Below are 17,620 nucleotides of genomic sequence, written 5' to 3' on the forward strand. Positions count from 1 at the left end.
CACAGAGAAGCAATCGGCGTGCCACCGAAGAGATTGTGTGAGCAAGAGGGAGTAAATCATACGTTTCGCACTGCGCTCGCGGAATATTTTCGGCAGCCGTGTGTCGGCTCCCCAACATAGGTGTCTTTAACTGGACACGGCCGAACAGAACGTAGAATGACAAATGACAACTTGTTCTTGGGACTGCCTGTCGAGCGAAGTGAGGATTTGACCCCAGGGCGAACTGAAGATTTGACCCCCTCATTGTTTCGCGGTTTCGATGGTGCTGAGTGTCGTTCCGGCCTTCTGCAATAGGCCGGAACGACGCTTTTCGCGAAGCCGGTAGCTGTCGCCACGGATGGTTATCACTGTCGAATGATGAAGCAGGCGATCAAGGATCGCCGTTGCCACCACGGGATCGCCAAACACGCTGCCCCATTCGCCCACCGAGCGGTTTGAGGTGATCAGGATCGATCCCCGCTCATAACGCCGCGACACCAGCTGGAAGAACAGATATGCGGCATTGGCTTCGAACGGGAGATAGCCGAGCTCGTCGATGATCAGCAGTTTCGGCCGCGAGAGGGTCGTCAGTTGCTTTTCGAGTGAACCGTCGTCATGGGCCTTGGCCAGCATCGCCACGAGCGTGGCCGCCGTGACGAACTGGACGCTATGGTTTTGCCGGATCGCCTCGCGCCCGAGAGCCACCGCCAGATGTGTCTTGCCCGTACCCGGAGGTCCAAGAAACAGGACCGTGTCGCCATGGGCAATCCAGCGGCAGGTCGCCAGTTCCCGGACTTGGCGCTGATCCAGCGACGGCTGCGCGTCGAAGTCGAAGCCATCGAGTTCGCGCACAAACGGGAACTGCGCGATCTTGCCTGCCATGGAGATGCGCCGCTCGTCGCGCCGCGCGATCTCGCGCGTCACGAGGAAGGCCAAAGCCTCGCGCAAGGTCATTTGCGAACGCGCCGCTTCGTCCAGGAGCGTATCGGGCTGGTCCCGGATCGCGGTCAGCTTCAGCCGGTCGAGCTGAGCCACCAGCATCTCGTGATGACCGTCGTCATCGCCAGCTGCCTCCCACCAGTGCCTCATATTCGGCCAGCGGCCGCAACAGAGCGGAAGGCGCAACAATATCCGCCGGCGCCGATTGCACCGGCGCAGCAGCGCCGACCACGCCGGCAAGATGCGCGCTCGACAATCCGTTGGCGACGTCCGCGGCACAAGGCATGATCCGCCACCACCTCGCCCGCATGACGCACGATAACGCGGCCGCCCAGCACCACGACCTGGACGCTCTCCCCGATCAGCCGGCAGGGAACCGAGTAACTGTTCGTGTCCAGGTCGATTGCGCAATCTGCCTGGACCTTGCGCACGAGATCCCGCAGCTGCCCGAACGGCGCCCGTCCGCCCAGAGGGCGAAGCGCCACGGCCTCTTCGGCAAAGCGTTCCGCAGGAGGCGCGCCGGTCGTGCCATGCACACGCTGATCGGCAATCTCGCGCGTCCACCGGTCCAGATGCGCCTCGAACGCCGCCCAGTTCTCGAACCGGCGGCCGGCAATCGCATTGTGCTTGACGTAGCCCACCCCGCGTTCGTCCTTTCCCTTCGTTCGCGCCCGGTAGGGCGCACAAGCCCGTGGCGTAAATCCCCAGTAGCGGGCAAAGGCGTGCAGCCGCACATTGAAGCGCACCTCCCGCGTCGCCGCATCGTGATGTTCGACCAGCGCCTTCGGATTATCGAACAGCACTTCCGTTGGAAGCCCGCCGAAGCGAAGGAAGGCTCCTTCCATCCCCTCCAACCAGTCCGCCTGGCGCTCCCGAAGCGAGGGACGGATATGCAGCCGACGCGAGTAACCCAGCGACGCACCGTGTTGCGCGCGCACCCGAATTCCTTCGCCAGCCGCTTCGCTCCCCAGCCAAGCTCATGCAGCCGCAGCATCGCTGCCACCTCTTCAGGCTGAAGCATCTCCTCTCCCTGCATCGTTCTCGACAATGCAGGAATCGCCGAAATCCCAACCGTCATCCATGCCTCCTCTCATAACCGAGGGGGTCAGTTCTTCATTTCGTCAGGGGGTCAGTTTCTCAATTCGCCCGACAGACTGCCGACGTAACCGGCACAATCGGTTGGCAGACGGCCGAGCTTCTCGAACTCGGGCGGAAGCTTTTCCTGCCCGCGCTTCACGCGGTGCGCGTAGGCGTTGATACCGGTGATAGATGCTTCGGAAATCCCCTTAGCGACACTTGTCCGTCGTGCTGGAAAGCCGAAGACGCCCGTCGCCCAGCACAGGCAAGAGCCCGTTCCAGTTTGGCCCTTGCCGGCCGGCGTCAGCCGCGAATAGCGGGCCGACCATTTGGACAGCCATGCGGCGAGGTCGGGCTTGGCCGCGCCAAGCCGCATGACCAGCCTCATGGCCGCCCAATTGCAGAACTTGACGCATACAACTTTACTTACCATTGGGGTTGACCCTCCGATGCGTGCTGTGCCGCGATCTGAGCGTGAAAAGGCATCAGCTTTTTAGCGGTGCCGGAACCTCAGATTCGTACTGAACGTATCAACGCCAGCGGCTTGCGGTCGCAAAGATTCTGTAAATTTTGTTGAAGGACCTGTTGCAACGCTTGGTTTCCCGGGGGTGTGGCACGGAGCGTCTGAACGGCGCCGAACGCCATAATTTGGCTAACTTCATCGACGTCGTCATGGCGCTGGTATTTGCGTCATCTCGGCGCCAGCGCCAAGCACCCATGCGCTTGATCATGCCCGCTCGGCGCCGCCGGCCCTGCCTTAGCGGTGCCAGACCGGAAAGCGGATCATGCGCGAGGCGGGCAAGCTTGAGCCAGGTCTCCAGCGATACCACCCCAGCAGGTGGTGTCGGATGGGCCGCGGCCGATCCCGACCTCTCACGGGCTGTCGAAGAGGATTTCGTCACACCCTCAGGGCAAATCTCCTCTAGATCACCGTATTATGTTGACGAATATTTTTCGCCTATGACACAAACATTAAACAAAAACTCAATGTAGGTTCATATTATAAAATATACTTTTAAAATAAAACCGAATTTTTCCTGCTAAAAGACCGGTGATATCGATTTGCGATGCTTGAACTTCGCTAAAAGCCGCACCGAATGAGTTGTGAAAGGAAGTCCTATGTCTGCTGTAGAGGCTGGAGAAGACGCCGTGCGCGCCACTCGTTTCCACAATGATTCGGATGCATGGCTACCGGGAGCGATAGGCCGACCGTTCGCCAAGCTCCTGGACGCCGGCGGTCTTGGCAAACAAGAACCCAATTCCGCGGCCGCGAACGACTTGCTCGAAGGACACCCCCCGGTGACAAGACGCACCGCGACGCGGCCCGCGATTGCGGCATTTGTCGTCACCTGCTTGCCACTGCCACGCGATGTCTTCGACAAGTTGATAGGCGAACAGGGCGCCTTGGCCGGAATGCCGGACCGTTCAAGACGAAACATCCCCATTGATTCCCGGAATAGGTTTGAGATCCCCCGTCCGGCGGCAGCAGTTCGCGTGCATTTCGCTGGAAGCGCCTGGGGCAGCCATGCTCAGCAATATACGACGAACAGCTCATGGGTTGAGCCGCGGCCATTGCCGCCGATGAGGACTCTACTGCATCGAGCCTGCCCCTATACGGAGGGATTGGCATGAATACCCTCGATCAGCAGACGGCACTGGAGCAAGCCGCACGAAAGCGTATTAAGGATTTACACACTCTCGATGGGGACGTCAGTCGCTTGGCCCACTTCTATCGCGGATGGGCCAGTTCTTACGAGTTGGATGTCGGCCGCGACGGGTACTGCGGGCCGATGATCGTGGCGGAACTGGCGGGCGTCGTGCAGACAGCCTATTTGGCCAGGCGGCGAACTGCAATAGCAATCCTGGACGCCGGTTGCGGAACGGGCCTCGTCGGCGTGGAACTGGAACGCCTCGGCTTCCGTTTGATCGACGGGATCGACCTCTCCGAGGAAATGGCCGAACAGGCTCGGCAAACCCGTGTCTACCGCCACGTACAAGGCAATGTCGATCTCAACGGGCCACTCTCCGACTATCCCAGCGCGAGCTATGACATCACGCTCTGCTGTGGCGTCTTGACGTTCGGGCATGTCCGACCGGATGGGCTGCGCGAACTGGCTCGCGTTACGCGCCCGAACGGATTCATCATCGCAAGCACCCGCAAGAGCTATGCGGAGACCAGATCCTTTGAAGACGAGGTGCGGCGTCTGCAGGATGCGGGCGTCCTTGTGCCGGCACAGTGTCTAAAAGACAGCAGATACGTCGCCGAAGAGAACGCGCATTACTGGGTCTTCCAGGTGCCCGAGAAGGCCAACGCACCAACGGAGGAGCGGCCATGACGATGCGACACGAAGAGCGCGAGGGCCTGCCCTGCCAGGACGTCGGGCTCTTCTACATAGTTGAGGACTTGCAGCCTATTCGAGGCGCGAAAGAACGCATCGCGAAGGTGCCATCCTTCTCGACGATTCTTTATACTGCCAGTCAAAAAACACCAAATTCGTTGTTCCTGCTCAATCGTCAACAAAGGTGACCAATGCGCAAAGATCTCGTTGCCAAACTGGACGACAAGCTTCGCGCGAAACGCGAAAGCTTCGACAAGATCCCGGTGGTTGACATCGCGCCGCTTCTCGATGGCAGCGATAAGCATAGGGTGGCGAAGGAGATACGTTGGGCATTGTCCAACACTGGGTTCATATATGTGAAGAACCACGGTATTCCGCAGGATTTTGTGGATTCGGTATTCGATGTGAGCCGTCGGTTCTTTGATCTGCCCATGTCGCAGAAGATGGAATTGCATGTAAGCAAATCCGATGTGGCCCTGCGCGGATACATTGAGCCGTTCGGGGAGAACACCGATCCGGGCAAGACGAGAGACCTCAAGGAGTGCTTTGACATCGGTCCTGAACGCTCGACGTTGCAAGGTCCGTTTTTGGGCCCCAACCAGTGGCCCTCAAATCTGACTGAGTTTCGGGAACTGACGTACGGGTACCATCAAAAAATGGTGGACCTCGCGAAAATACTCTTGAAGGGAATCGCGCTCAGTCTGGACCAGTCGGAAAGCTATTTCGAGAACTTCATGCGCAACCCGATCAGCATTCAGCGCCTGCTTCATTATCCGCCGCAGAGTGGCTATATTCACGAAGAGATCATAGGTATTGGCGCCCACACGGATTACGGCAATCTGACCATCCTGGCGCAGGACGACGTGGGTGGTCTGCAGGTCATGAACCGAGATGGCGACTGGGTCCAGGGCATTCCGATCCATGGCACATTCGTAATCAACATTGGCGATCTGATTCAGCGGCTGACCAATGATGTCTACTTGGCGAACATGCACCGCGTGGTGAATACCTCGGGCCGCGAGCGATACTCGATCCCCTTCTTTATCGACGCTGATTTCAATGCGGTCATCGAACCATTGCCTTCATGTGTCACCGACAGCAACCCGCTTCGCTACAAGCCGGTGACGTGCGGCGAGCACAAATTCAGGCGTTTCGCAGCAAGTTACGCTCACTTGGCCAATGTTTGATGAGAGCGGATAGGCACTTACTCACGTGACACTGCCTGCCCGCTTAATTCCGGAGAGTTACAACCATCCACAGGTCCTTGGCGAACCGGTCCGAAACAGGCGGGCTTTCCAAGTCGCCCCGCGGATGGATTTCAGATAAAACGTCATGGGTGAAGGAATACTGTCAGGCACAGCGGCGACGGCGGTCGTCGACAACGCTCAGAGCCTTCGAGCGCAAGCGACCGTCAAGGAAGCCGTGTCCCGAGCATCTGCCGCGCGAACGCGTCGTCATTGCCGCCCCGTCGAACTGCTCGTGTTGCGGTTCGGCCTGACTGGCGAACGATGATCTTGTTTGAGAAGTGTGCCCAGCATTCGCCGTTGAACCGGCAGAGCGAGGGCATCGATCTGCGCCTCTCCACGCTGGCGGACCAGGTCGGCGCCTGTGCTGTGGTGCTGAAGTCGGTGCACGCGCTGGCGCATGTGCTTGCTGCCAAGCGTCCGCATTGTGCGGGCACCCCGTGCCGATCCTGGCAAGCGGCAAGACCGATGGCGGTCGCGGATAGCCGATATCCGAACTTCTCGCAACGGCGAACCGTTTCGTGGCTGACCTCTCGCGCTGACCACCTCGGTAGGGAAACGGCGCGGATATAGCGCGGGTGACGGGGTCGTTATACCTCCTCATACGGTGGCCGGGTCCCGCCTCGTTAATGTGACGATCCCGCGCATGTGTATCCACAAACGTTGTGTCTGATGCTGGCAAGAAATGTCGGAAACTCGACGAACGGTCGAGTGAGCCGGTCCGTCGGTATGGACGTGTGGTGCACTCATAACGGTGAGCCTATCGGCACGCAACTTGCATCGATGATTTGGTCGTCGTGGGCGACCGCAGTGCGTCACGAAGGCCAATGGTGATTTATCACTATCTCAACTTTAGCGTGTGAGCTGGCGGCGCTCCTTTGAACCAGAGGTCGACATGGATATCGCGGCTACTTAGACAGCGACTGTCGATCTGATTGGAGCCTTCAATGCTTCATCGTTATTATGAACTCCCGTCCCCGACTGCTCTCGAGGTATTCGAGGCGTCGGCACGCCATCTCTCGTTCAAGCTTGCGGCTTCCGAGCTGAACGTGACATCGGGAGAGATCAGTCGGCAGATCAAAGCCATTGAGGACGAGCTTGGTGTTCCGCTGTTTGTGAGGCCAGGAACCGGCGTGACGCTTTCCAGGGCTGGCAAAGACCTCTACAGCGTGCTGGCAAGCACCCTTTCAAAGGCGTCCGATGTCGTCAGGACCATTAAACGCGGCGATCGTACCCGGAATGTCACGATTGCCTCTACCGACGCGTTCGCGTCGATGTGGTTGATGCCGCGCATGCCGAGCTTTTGGTCGCAGCATGGTGATATCACAGTCGATCATCTGATTTCCGACAGTTCGCGCGACTATCGGCGCGCTGAAGTCGAGCTGCGCATCCGCTATGGCTTCGGTTCATGGCCTGAAGAGAGATCGGAACTGTTGTTTGGCGATGTCATCTACCCGGTCTGCGGTCCCGGCTTCGCCCAGGAGCACAGGGATGCGACCGCCAAGTGCTTGCCCGAACTGCCACTCCTGCACGTCGAATGGATGGAGCCGGAGTGGGCCGGCTGGGACGAGGTCCTGCGCCGCGCCAGGATTCCCCGCGGACCGCTTCGTGGCCGCAGGTTCAGCAAGTTCTTCGTAGCTTTGCAAGCCGCCCAGGCTGATCAGGGCGTTGCCGTGGGCTGGCACCGGTTGGTGCGAACATCGGTCGAAGAGGGCAAGCTCGTCAGGATTACCGACCTCGAGCTGGACGCCCCGGGAGGATACTATCTGACGTGGAACGACAACCGGACCCTGTCGCCGGGGGCCGAGCGGCTGCGCGAGTGGTTGCGGAAGATCTCGGCCGAAGAGCGGAACGCTTGAGGTTAGAACTCGCGCCGGCGCACCTTTGCATGGCCCGGAGGCATAGCGGTGGGGTGATCGGCATCACGGGTTCGGGACGACGTTTACTGGGCATGGATTCTTCCGGAATCCTCGATCTACAATGGGAGCTTCGTGGCCGCTCCGCATTCCAGGACGGGATGAGGAAGAAATCCGATCAATGCTAAGTGCCGTCGCTCCATGCCTTGGCGGGACCGCCGAAAATGACAGAAGTTCGGCAGGCAGGCGAGAGACTCTCGCTGCGATGAAAGTCCGCAAGACGCCATTTTTCGGACGTTTCCGGGCGACACATTGCGACCAGACAGGAAGGATCCGACTTCGAAGCGTTGAGGGAGAAGCCCGGGGCGCTCGTGGACGCGCGGCATGTGCTGCGCGCGGCTGGTCGGCCTGATGCCGTGTCAGAATCCCGGCGCGTGCAATCTCGCACCTTTGGTCGAGCAGATCGAAAAAGGAAACAATCTGATCCGGGGATGTAAATAGCGCTAAGGGTTGCCCCAAGCTGATCAGCTGATCGCCAACAAGTGCGTGAATTAATCTCAAATTCATAGCTTCTGTGGGGCATTACCGGCGCCGATCATGGCCGGCTCTTTCTGGCCCGACAACATTGCGTCCTCCTGAGCACGAACTGGTTCTCACTATCGGCGACGTGTGCGAGTTCGACGCGGCCGTTGCTAGGAAGGTGATCGGCCGCGCCCATGCTGCTCTGCGTTGAAGGTGCCTAGCATCACCGACATTTCCGCTGGCAGGGCGCCGCCCTCCTCACGGGCGCTCTGGTTGCTTCCCGGCACAATCCCATTCCTCCAGGGAACCCCGTCGCCAAGCGTAAGCCGAAAAACCTTGCCATCGTCGCGGCCCGAAATGGTCTGGCCCTTTCAGGGCGATTCGTCGTGAGCGACGAATGGCCCATCATTTGTTACCTGGCGCCCCGGCGCTGGAGCAAAAAGGGTTGGGGTTCAGACTTTTTTCTATTCGCCAATGGTCGGAAATGGTGTGATCGACCACTTGATCAAGCCAACGGCACGCTGAAGGATCGCTTTCGTGTGAGCAAGGTTGGGCGAAACAGCGAAGACACATCCCATAGAGTCTCGGTAATCGCCTTTCCTGAAGATCGGTGTCTTGGGTTTAACATACAATTTGACCTCCGCGACACCTGACAGGGCAGCCGCCCGGCTGTCGCCGTCTATCCAATTGAGGATGCCATCGCGATCAGGAAGCAGGGACTGCCAGCCCGCAATATACGAATGCCTTCTGCGAAAATTCCATTCTTCGCCGATGACAAGCTTGATGTGCTCAGTGATAAGATCGACACCGTAAGCCAACTGAACCGCTTGAGGACCGCCAGCGAGGCGCGGATTGACTTCAATGATGACTGGGCCACGCTTCGTCAAACGGAATTCGATGTTCGTTGGCCCCCAGCCGAGGTCGAGAGCTCGCAAGCAGCTCAGCGAAAGTTCGGCTATACGTTTATACTCGTCATCAGTCAGCGGGGCCGGAAAGATACCTTCACGAAAGACGAAATGAGGTGGGGAGCCGAACTCAGCGGCCTCAATACCAATAGCCTCATTTCCCATTATGTGCGCCCAATAATGGGGGCCTTGCGCGAGTTCTTCGACAAGTATCCTTGGCGAAGACCGCCAGAAGTGCTTCCCGCCCAACAGATAGGTCGTGTGTTCGGCTAGCTCATCGAAGTCGCGGCATAATCGGACGCCGCTGCTGCCCGCGCCCACGGCCGGCTTAAGAACCACCGGCAGCCCAATCTCCTCAGCAGCGCTCTTTACCTCCGCGGCATTCGCTGCCAAGCGATAAGCTGGGATTGGAACGCCGCCCTCCGCGAGGAGCTGACGTTGAGTGAATTTGTCGCAGCATTGTGCAATCGCTGTGGGGTTCGGTCCCGGTAGCTCGAAATACCGACAGAGCTCGCCAACTGTTGCATAGACCGCCTCCTCGGCGCTCGTAATCCCTGCAATGTCATAGGTCGCACTCAACCGGGAACATTCGTGGATCAGCGCGCCGAGGTTGGTTGTGTCGATCGCGACTGCCTCAATGCTTTCCGCCGCAAGATAGTCGTACTGCGCTGGGTTAGCGGACAGGGTAATTGGATGAAGACCAAGACGCTGGGCGGCTTGGACGTATAGCTGGCCATTCGCGCTTGTGCCTTCAAGCAGGATTAGCGCTCTTCTTGCCATTGTAAACTCCGAGATTGCGTGCTGTGGGGGATCTAAGCGTAAAATCAGGCTAAGCTCTTGAAGCCGTGCCTTACCTCGGACGTTGTACCCTAGTTAGCGGTTGGGAGACGTGAAAGTTCTGCAAGCTTATTTGAAGGATCTGTTGCAACCGTCTTGATACCGGCGCTGTGATATAAAGCGTCTCGACGGATTTCGGACGGGTGCAATGTTCAGGGCACGCCAATGCGTAGGAATCGATCAGACCATGATCGAGATACTGCACGGACAACGCGTCTTCTGCAGTCGGAAGGGCGACTTCGCGTGCTGCGAAAAGAAATCACGAACCCGCTCTCATGGGCCGTTGCAACCTCAACTCAAGCCTTTGTCCTCGACAATTCCGATAAAGCGGACGGGCCAACCGGCTGCTTCTCGTATATTTAGCGGCAACATCCATGCCGCAGAACAGGTCAATCTGGGCGATAGTCACGGGCCGCGTGGAGCTGGTTTGTCCTCCCTTAGTCTAGATGCAGCCCGCGGCGGCAGCAGCCGAAACAACCTGGCAGGCTACTTTTTGCGGCCCTGAGGCTATCATTGAGGATGACGACGCGCGCTCGAATGCTGCGGAGCCGGTGAGCATTCAATACGAAGTGTGACTGATCAGCCGCACTTCGCTACGCCTCACGTCAAGTCCAATCAAAACGACAACCCTGAAACGGGAGCCATCTGCAAAGCAGCCGGCCGGCGCTCCATGCCCTCATGCCGTCCAAATCCGCCGATGAGATAGCGTGCACGCGGTCCATCGTCTCCCCCCATCGCCTGGATGCGGAGCGGGAAAAGCTCACCCATCAGATCTGCGGCTCTGTTTCTGAGCGCAGCATGGCCATCTCGTCGGGATCATATGAATCAAGCGTGGGAAGCGTGGCCACCCGCGCAAGCAAATCCTCGAAAATCGCCAAGGCTTCGTCGATGATCTCGTTCGATACTGTAAGCGGAGCAAGCACGCGTATGACGTTATGCGCAAGTCCGGCCGAGGCGAGCAGAAGACCATGCATCGCGGCGTCTTCCACGAGCCTCGCCGTCAGCGCTGTCGCCGGGCGCTGTGACATTGCATCATCGACGAGTTCAATGCCGATCATCGCGCCCAAACCGCGCACCTCGCCGATAATGGGGCAATTGGTCCCCAGATTGAGGGAGCGGAAGCCGGAGGTAAGGCGCTCGCCGATTTCCATGCTGCGGGCAGCCAGGTTCTTCTCCTCAAGCACGTTCAGGGCGGCAAGTGCCGCTGCGCATGCAAGGGGATTCCCCGCGTAGGTGCCTCCGAGTCCGCCCGGCGGCACGGCGTCCATGATCACCGCCTTGCCGATGACAGCGGCGATTGGGAGCCCGCCGCCGAAACTCTTTCCCAGCGCTACAAGATCCGGCTCCACTCCTGAATGCTCGATGGCGAAAACCCGGCCGGTGCGAGCGAAGCCGGACTGGACCTCATCCGCGATCAGGACGATGCCGTGGGCGTCGCACAAAGCGCGCAGACCGCGTATGAACTCCGGCGGCGCCGGCAGGAAACCACCTTCACCCTGGACCGGTTCGATCACCATGGCTGCAACTTGGTCGGGCTCGATCTGCGTCTCGAACAGGTCTCGAAGCGCTTGAAGGGCCTCGTCTGCGCTCGGGCCTCGATAAGCCGAAGGAAAGGGCGCGTGGTAAATATCGGTGGGGAAGGGGCCGAAACCGCGTTTGTATGGATCGAGCTGTGAAGTCATCGCAAGGGTCAGTAACGTGCGTCCGTGAAAGCCTCCTCTGAAGACTACGACACCCCTTCGGCCCGAGTGGACGCGAGCGATCTTCACCGCATTCTCCACCGCTTCTGCGCCAGTGGTGACAAGAAGGGTTTTCGCCGGCGTGGGGAACGGAGCTTTCGCGTTGAGGCGCTCCGCGAGACGCACGTAGCCGTCATAGGGAATGCTGCCGAAGAAGGTATGGGTGAAGCGCTGCAACTGCGTTCTGACTGCATCAACCACCTGCGGATGCGAATGTCCGACCGCAAGCGCGCCCATGCCGCCGATGAAATCGATATACCGGCGCCCCTCCGTGTCCCAAATCTCCGCGCCTTGGGCGCGCTCCGCGCATACCGGAAACGCACATGCAACGCCGCGCGGCAGCGCGCGCTCACGTCTCGCGTGGAGTTCTGCGCTCGATCGTGCCATCATGCTGCAATACACTCCCTTGTACAAACACGCGTTAGATCGGCTGCCAGCTTCGCCAGCTTGTTTTGCGGTAGCGTCGTCATGGCCGCTCCTCCGTTGGTGCGTTGGCCTTCTCCGCCACCTGGAAAACCCAGTAGTGCGCGTCCTCCTCGGCGACGTATCTGCCGTCGTTTAGACGCAGTGCCGGCACAAGGACGCCCGCATCCTGCAGCCGCCGCACCTCGTTTTCAAAGGATGTGGTCTCCGCATAGCTCTTGCGGGTGCTTGCGATGATGAATCCGTTCGGGCGCGTGACGCGAGCCAGTTCGCGCAGCCCATCCGGTCGGACATGCCCGAGCGTGAAGACGCCGCAGCAGACCGTGAGGTCATAGCTCGCGCTGGGATAGTCGGAGAGTGGCCCGTTGAGATCGACATTGCCTTGGACATGGCGGTAGACGCGGGTTTGCCGTGCCTGTTCGGCCATCTCCGCGGAGAGGTCGATCCCGTCGATCAACCGGAAGCCGAGGCGTTCCAGTTCCACGCCCACGAGGCCTGTTCCGCAGCCAGCGTCCAGGATTGCGATGGCTGCTCGCTGCCTGGCCAAATAGGCTGTCTGCACGGCGCCCGCCAATTCCGCCACGATCATCGGCCCGCAGTACCCGTCGCGGCCGACATCCAACTCGTAGGAACTGGCCCATTCGCGATAGAAGTGGGTCAAGCGACCGACGTCGCCGTCGAGAGCGTGGGAATCCTTAATGCGCTCTCGCGCGGCTTGCTCCAGTGCCGTCCGTTGATCGAGGGTGTTCATGCCAATTCCTCCGTATAGGGCAGATGGTCATCGGCGGCGCGCGGGTCGCTTCCTGCTGCCGTCTCGCAGCTACGGTGTCAAAACTCGTGCCAATTGGGCCGATCGAGGCGAAGAGACATTTTTCGTGGCTGTTTCAGCAATTTGGCTTGAGGCGAAATAAGAAATTGGCCAAACAATCCTGCGTCGCAGACCCGACAAAGCTGACATAATGCCGGATGATCGCGTACTGCTTCTCGCGAGTTTCCAGTCCTCGAAGCAATCCCGCGGACTAGCATGTGTATTCGCGCCGAAGACCGCGCTTCCCGGAACCGGGCGGTCGCGCAACACAGCAACCTTGTGCAGCGGCCTTGAGCCAGATGTTGGCCTGCTGCACGGCGTGGTAGTTATTCTGTTAGCATAACATACCAGTAACGTCGACGAAAAGGCGCAACTTGGGCGTCTCTATCGCAAACTGATCGCCAACGCCTATCCTGCATGACTGCGCTCGCTTCAGGGAGCATGCGCTGCTGACTCAGCTCGAGCTGGCGAGCCTCGTCCCGGTCGCACGGGCTCGAATACGATCTTGAGTTCCTTCGGGTGTATGTCGTGGTCTGCTGCAACGCCCTTCGCGTGGTAGGGGCAAGCATGCTCGTCGCTGACCTGACGGTTATGCAAGCATCGGGAACTTGACACGGGGGGCTGTCCGTTTCCTAACTCTAGCGAGCTTGACAACGATCATCTCTCACCGGGCGCCGCCGACGCTGGAGCAGAGAGGGTCGGGTCCAAGGATTGTTCCTGTTCGCCAAGGGTCGGCAATGGTGTGATCGACCAATCTATTAAGTCGACGGCACGCTGAAGTGTCGCCTCGGTCAGAGCACGGCTGGGTGAAGCGGCGATGACATATCCGAGACAGTCTCGGTAATCGCCTTTCCTGACGATCGGCGTCTTGGATTCAACAAAAAATTTGACCTCGGCGACACCTGATATAGCAGCCGCCCTGCTGTCGCCATCGATCCAATCGAGGGTGCCATCGCGATCAGGAACCAGAATCCGCGCGGCCGCAATGTGCGAATGCCTTCTGCGCAAATCCCATTCGTCGCCGATGACAAGCTTGATGTGCTCGGTGACAAGATCGACACCGTAGCCCAGCTGAACCAGTTGAGGATCGGGCGCGCCAGAAAGACGCGGATTGACTTCAATGACGACTGGGCCACGCTTCGTCCACCGGAGTTCAATGTTCGCTGGCCCCCAACCAAGGCCGAGAGCTCGCAAACAGCTCAGCGAAACATCGGCGATCCGCTCATGCTCGTCATCGGTCAGCAGGGCCGGAAAGATGAACTCACGAAAGACGAAATGCGGTGGGGGGCCGAATTCAGCAGCGGTGATCCCAATGACCTGATTTCCCATTATCTCAGCGATATAATGGAGGCCTTCTGCGAATTCTTCAACCAGCATCCTTGGCGACGACCGCCATATGTGCTTCCCGCCCAACAGATAGGTCGTATGTTCGGCCACCTCATCAGCGTTGCGGCACAATCGGACACCGCAGCTTCCTGCGCCCACGGCCGGCTTAAGAATCACCGGCAGGCCGATCTCCGCGGCAGAGCTTTGCACGTCCGCCGCATTCGCTGCCAAGCGATACGCAGGTACTGGAACGCCGGCCTCCGCAAGGAGCTGACGTTGACTGAATTTTTCGCAGCATCGTTCAATCGATGTGGGGTTCGGTCCCGGTAGATCGAAATACTGGCAGAGCTTGCCAATTGTCGCGTAGAACGCCTCCAGGGAGGACGTAATTCCAGCAACGTCATAAGTGGCCCCTAGACGGGAACATTCACGGATCAGCGCATCGAGATTGTCTGTATCGACACGGATTGCCTCGTACTTTTCTGCCGCCAGATACTCGTACCGAGCTGGATCAGCCGACAGCGTAATTGGATGAAGACCAAGACGCTGGGCCGCTTGGATGTAGAGGAGACCAGTACCCGTTGGATCGCCTTCGACCAGAATGAGTGCTCTCGTTGCCATTGGTTGTTGAGCCTACCTTTGCGTATTGTGTGGTCAGCGCCTGTCGCCACCCGGTTGTTTAGCCGTGACGACCTCAGACTTGGCTGTGACAATAGCAGTGTCGGTGATTTGCGGGCGCGAAGATCCTGCAAACTTATTTGAAGGTTTTGTTGCAAGTAGGATTGGCCAGTTGCTGGTCAGTCTACGAGATTTGGAACGGTCTCCAAGAGCGACGGATTCCGAGAAAATCCTGCCCACTTTCTGGGAAAACGCAGGGTGCCGACGCCGATGTCGGCTTTGTCGAGTCCGGGACACGGTGGCGGTCGGCTTCGCTGCTGATGCGCTCTCGTTTAAGGCTTTGAATAACCTGTAGAACTCTTTTTTTGGCGCTCCTACTTCTCAGTTGGCACGGCTTTTGAACCTCCTTGTAGCTAGGCAACAGGAACTGCCGGCGACGGGTTGCAGAAAGCGCCCGGCGTATTTTCCAAGCACTTGGCCAGAGGAAGCCTAATGGACGAGAGGATGCCTTCCCCGGCAGATGGTGAAACTCAGGCGCGCTGCGCGCGGCTTTGGGGGAATTCACAGAGCGATGCGCGGTCGGCACGCCGTGTTCGCCGAGGGTCTTCTAGAATGAGATGGATTGTTGTGGGCGACGTGGACGGCGGAAAGGCTGTAGCATGAGCCGCTTCGTGGGGAAGGTCGCCCTGGTGACGGGCGCCAGCAGCGGCATTGGGGCGGCAATCGCCGACAGGCTTGCCGGCGAGGGAGCCAGAGTCTTTGCGGTTCAGCTTGAGGAGGCCTGCCGTATAGAAACGATAGTCGCGGACCTTTGCGACCCCGACGTTCCGGCCGTGATCATTGACGATGTCGTTCAACAGGCCGGCCGGCTCGATATCCTCGTCAACAACGCTGGGCGCATGGCTGAAGCGAAGATAGATGAGACGGGGCTGGACGAGTGGCGACGCACAATGGCGCTCAACCTTGATGCTCCTTTCCTGCTGATCCGTCGCGCCATGCCTCATCTTCGAAGAAGCCGGGGAGCGATCGTCAATATCGGCTCGATTGAGGGATTGGCGTCCAACCCGGGGCACGCGGCCTATTGCGCGTCGAAAGCAGGGCTGCATGGCCTGACGCGTGCCGTCGCGGTCGATGGTGGGCCAGACGGGGTGCGTTGCAACGGCGTAGCTCCTGGCTGGATCGATACGGATCTCAATGTCAATTTCATGGCCGCGTTGACCGAGCAGGCGCGGGGACGGCTGGGTGCCATTCATCCGTTGGGTCGAACCGGCCGGGTTGAGGAAGTCGCGGCTATGGTCGCATGGATTGCCTCCGACGAAGCTGCATTCGTCACCGGCCAGATCTTCGTCGTGGATGGGGGCCGCACTGCCAAACTAAGTCTTCCGTGAAGGTAAGTCGTCTTCCGAAGGACCTCGGACCGGCGGTGTGGAAAGCAATTCTCCGGCGGAGCGGGAGCGGAGGACGGTCTCGCATTCGATTGGCGGGAGATCGTGTCCCGCGGCGTGGTGTAGCTGGCGGCATTTGGGCCGGGCTGATCAGCGCGCCACGGCTGGCAGGCTGATTGGGGTATCATTGCTCATCTGGCAGATCGTTTCCAGAGTCATATATCTGGCCCGCTGCACTGCCCATTCATCGTTCTGTTCGAGCAGGATTGCGCCGACGAGGCGCACGATCGCATCGTCGTTCGGGAAGATTCCGACGACCTCGGTGCGCCGCTTGATCTCGCCGTTGAGACGTTCGATCGGATTCGTCGAGTGGAGCTTGGCGCGATGTTCCTTGGGGAAGGTCATGTAGGCCAGCACGTCGGGCTCGGCGTCGTCCATGATTGTCGCCAGCTTTGGCACCTTCGGCCCATCTGGTCGGCGACGGCGCGCCATTGTACGGACGCGGCCTCGGGCGTTTCCTGGGCGAAAGCGGTGGCGATGAAGGCTGAGACGACCCTGCGGCCGCTCTTGCCGGCATGGGCCAGCACGTTCCTCATGAAGTGGACGCGGCACCTCTGCCATGTCGCGCACAGCACCTTGGTGACGGCCGCCTTGAGGCCTTCGTGAGCATCGGAGACGACGAGCTTGACGCCGCGCAGGCCGCGACGTGTCAGTTGCGCAGGAACTCTGTCCAGATCGGCTCGGCCTCCGAGGTGCCAATCTCCATGCCCAGTACCTCGCGCCGGCCGTCCGCGTTGACACCGACGGCGATGATAACGGCGACCGAGACGATCTGCCCACCGCGGCGGACCTTCAGGTAAGTGGCGTCGATCCACAGGTATGGCCAATCGCCCTCGATCGGCCGCTCGAGGAAGGCCTTCACCTTCCCGTCGATCTCCTCGCACAGCCGCGAGACCTGGCTCTTGGATATGCCGCTCATACCCATGGCCTTGACCAGGTCGTCAACCGACCGGGTCGAGATGCCTTGCACATAAGCTTCCTGGATGACGGCGGTTAGCGCCTTCTCGGCCATGCGGCGCGGTTCGAGGAAACCTGGGAAGTAGCTTCCCTTCCTGAGCTTCGGGATGCGCAGCTCGACCGTGCCGGCCCGCGTCTCCCAGTCCCGGTCGCGGTAGCCATTGCGCTGGGCGAGCCGCAGCGGGTTCTTCTCGCCATAGCGGGCGCCGGTGGCCGCGCCCACCTCCATTCCCATCAGTCGCTCGGCTGCAAAGCCGATCATCTCCCGCAGCAGATCGGCATCCGGGGTCTTCTCCACGAGCGTGCGCAGGTTCATCATGTCGTCGGTCATCGGTGGTCCTTCCGAAATGGGTTGGCGTCAACAACCAAACCCTACCGGAAAGCGCCGATGACCACCCACACGCCGCTCGCTCGCTACAGCGCTAATAACGGCGCGCTCGTGAGCGGCTTCGCTACCGCCGAGCTACACCACCTGATGGGACACGACCTGGCGGGGATCATCGGCGCCGGCTTTGCGGAACCTCTCGCACAGCTCTCATCAGAGCTTCGAACGACATGAATCGGCGCCCAAACGTGTGCGCGATCGACCTGCTGATATGCATCGGG

The 17,620-nt window shown here is 59.6% G+C and carries 12 protein-coding genes and 3 pseudogenes; 7 read left to right on the plus strand and 8 right to left on the minus strand.

All coding sequences use genetic code 11. The features are described 5' to 3' along the window. Positions 1-240: 240 nt before the first annotated feature. The 3 genes and pseudogenes from istB to AC3EML_RS09110 all read right to left on the minus strand — a co-directional run bounded on the left by istB (position 241) and on the right by AC3EML_RS09110 (position 2,428). On the minus strand, positions 241-1,068 hold the full coding sequence (gene istB / locus AC3EML_RS09100; protein ID WP_352557363.1) for an IS21-like element helper ATPase IstB: 828 nt from the start codon (positions 1,066-1,068) through the stop codon (positions 241-243). Next, positions 1,037-1,996 (minus strand): annotated as a pseudogene (locus tag AC3EML_RS09105) (Mu transposase domain-containing protein). The gene istB and the pseudogene AC3EML_RS09105 overlap by 32 nt, the downstream one beginning before the upstream one ends. Positions 1,997-2,047: 51 nt before the next feature. Beyond that, positions 2,048-2,428 (minus strand): hypothetical protein, encoded by a 381-nt coding sequence (locus tag AC3EML_RS09110; protein WP_352522305.1) that lies wholly within the window; start codon positions 2,426-2,428, stop codon positions 2,048-2,050. Between the two features lie 1,195 nt (positions 2,429-3,623). On the opposite strand from AC3EML_RS09110, the gene AC3EML_RS09115 reads away from it, so the two are divergent. From AC3EML_RS09115 to AC3EML_RS09135, 5 genes and pseudogenes are all read left to right on the plus strand, one after another. After that, positions 3,624-4,331 (plus strand): class I SAM-dependent DNA methyltransferase, encoded by a 708-nt coding sequence (locus AC3EML_RS09115; protein ID WP_488505186.1) that lies wholly within the window; start codon positions 3,624-3,626, stop codon positions 4,329-4,331. Beyond that, positions 4,328-4,522, plus strand: a complete 195-nt coding sequence (locus AC3EML_RS09120) for a hypothetical protein (RefSeq protein ID WP_352522307.1) — start codon at positions 4,328-4,330, stop codon at positions 4,520-4,522. The genes AC3EML_RS09115 and AC3EML_RS09120 overlap by 4 nt, the downstream gene beginning before the upstream one ends. Positions 4,523-4,525: 3 nt before the next feature. Then, on the plus strand, positions 4,526-5,521 hold the full coding sequence (locus tag AC3EML_RS09125; RefSeq protein ID WP_352522308.1) for an isopenicillin N synthase family dioxygenase: 996 nt from the start codon (positions 4,526-4,528) through the stop codon (positions 5,519-5,521). A gap of 167 nt (positions 5,522-5,688) precedes the next feature. Next, a pseudogene (locus tag AC3EML_RS09130) lies at positions 5,689-6,057 on the plus strand (IS66 family transposase); the annotation flags it as partial. A gap of 468 nt (positions 6,058-6,525) precedes the next feature. Next, a complete protein-coding gene (locus AC3EML_RS09135; RefSeq protein WP_352522309.1) occupies positions 6,526-7,437 on the plus strand; it encodes a LysR substrate-binding domain-containing protein in 912 nt (303 codons plus the stop codon). Positions 7,438-8,420: 983 nt separating this feature from the next. On the opposite strand, the gene AC3EML_RS09140 is transcribed toward AC3EML_RS09135, so the two are convergent. From AC3EML_RS09140 to AC3EML_RS09155, 4 genes are all read right to left on the minus strand, one after another. Continuing rightward, complete coding sequence (locus tag AC3EML_RS09140; RefSeq protein WP_352522310.1) at positions 8,421-9,641, minus strand: ATP-grasp domain-containing protein; 1,221 nt, start codon at positions 9,639-9,641, stop codon at positions 8,421-8,423. An 824-nt stretch (positions 9,642-10,465) separates the two neighbouring features. Beyond that, positions 10,466-11,827 carry a 4-aminobutyrate--2-oxoglutarate transaminase gene (gabT, locus tag AC3EML_RS09145; protein ID WP_488505187.1) on the minus strand — a complete coding sequence of 454 codons (1,362 nt, stop codon included), beginning with the start codon at positions 11,825-11,827 and terminating at the stop codon, positions 10,466-10,468. A 76-nt stretch (positions 11,828-11,903) separates the two neighbouring features. Next, on the minus strand, positions 11,904-12,611 hold the full coding sequence (locus AC3EML_RS09150; protein ID WP_352522312.1) for a class I SAM-dependent DNA methyltransferase: 708 nt from the start codon (positions 12,609-12,611) through the stop codon (positions 11,904-11,906). Between the two features lie 714 nt (positions 12,612-13,325). Continuing rightward, entirely contained in the window at positions 13,326-14,615 is a 1,290-nt protein-coding gene (locus AC3EML_RS09155; RefSeq protein WP_488376741.1) for an ATP-grasp domain-containing protein, read from the minus strand. A gap of 656 nt (positions 14,616-15,271) precedes the next feature. Between AC3EML_RS09155 and AC3EML_RS09160 the strand changes: the two genes are divergently transcribed. After that, a complete protein-coding gene (locus AC3EML_RS09160) occupies positions 15,272-16,000 on the plus strand; it encodes an SDR family NAD(P)-dependent oxidoreductase (RefSeq protein ID WP_352522290.1) in 729 nt (242 codons plus the stop codon). A gap of 147 nt (positions 16,001-16,147) precedes the next feature. Here the strand turns inward: AC3EML_RS09160 and AC3EML_RS09165 are convergent. Beyond that, positions 16,148-17,276, minus strand: a pseudogene (locus tag AC3EML_RS09165) (IS256 family transposase). Between the two features lie 126 nt (positions 17,277-17,402). Between AC3EML_RS09165 and AC3EML_RS09170 the strand changes: the two are divergent. Beyond that, positions 17,403-17,573 carry a hypothetical protein gene (locus AC3EML_RS09170; protein ID WP_352522291.1) on the plus strand — a complete coding sequence of 57 codons (171 nt, stop codon included), beginning with the start codon at positions 17,403-17,405 and terminating at the stop codon, positions 17,571-17,573. Positions 17,574-17,620 lie beyond the last annotated feature (47 nt).

Source organism: Mesorhizobium sp. P170090, assembly GCF_057786115.1.

Coding starts and splice junctions, on each gene's coding strand:
- AC3EML_RS09155 (WP_488376741.1), bottom strand. CDS start 14,615: ATGGCAACGAGAGCACTCATTCTGGTCGAAGGCGATCCAACGGGTACT.
- AC3EML_RS09115 (WP_488505186.1), top strand. CDS start 3,624: ATGAATACCCTCGATCAGCAGACGGCACTGGAGCAAGCCGCACGAAAG.
- AC3EML_RS09120 (WP_352522307.1), top strand. CDS start 4,328: ATGACGATGCGACACGAAGAGCGCGAGGGCCTGCCCTGCCAGGACGTC.
- AC3EML_RS09150 (WP_352522312.1), bottom strand. CDS start 12,611: ATGAACACCCTCGATCAACGGACGGCACTGGAGCAAGCCGCGCGAGAG.
- AC3EML_RS09135 (WP_352522309.1), top strand. CDS start 6,526: ATGCTTCATCGTTATTATGAACTCCCGTCCCCGACTGCTCTCGAGGTA.
- AC3EML_RS09160 (WP_352522290.1), top strand. CDS start 15,272: ATGAGCCGCTTCGTGGGGAAGGTCGCCCTGGTGACGGGCGCCAGCAGC.
- istB (WP_352557363.1), bottom strand. CDS start 1,068: ATGAGGCACTGGTGGGAGGCAGCTGGCGATGACGACGGTCATCACGAG.
- AC3EML_RS09125 (WP_352522308.1), top strand. CDS start 4,526: ATGCGCAAAGATCTCGTTGCCAAACTGGACGACAAGCTTCGCGCGAAA.
- AC3EML_RS09110 (WP_352522305.1), bottom strand. CDS start 2,428: ATGGTAAGTAAAGTTGTATGCGTCAAGTTCTGCAATTGGGCGGCCATG.
- AC3EML_RS09140 (WP_352522310.1), bottom strand. CDS start 9,641: ATGGCAAGAAGAGCGCTAATCCTGCTTGAAGGCACAAGCGCGAATGGC.
- gabT (WP_488505187.1), bottom strand. CDS start 11,827: ATGATGGCACGATCGAGCGCAGAACTCCACGCGAGACGTGAGCGCGCG.
- AC3EML_RS09170 (WP_352522291.1), top strand. CDS start 17,403: ATGACCACCCACACGCCGCTCGCTCGCTACAGCGCTAATAACGGCGCG.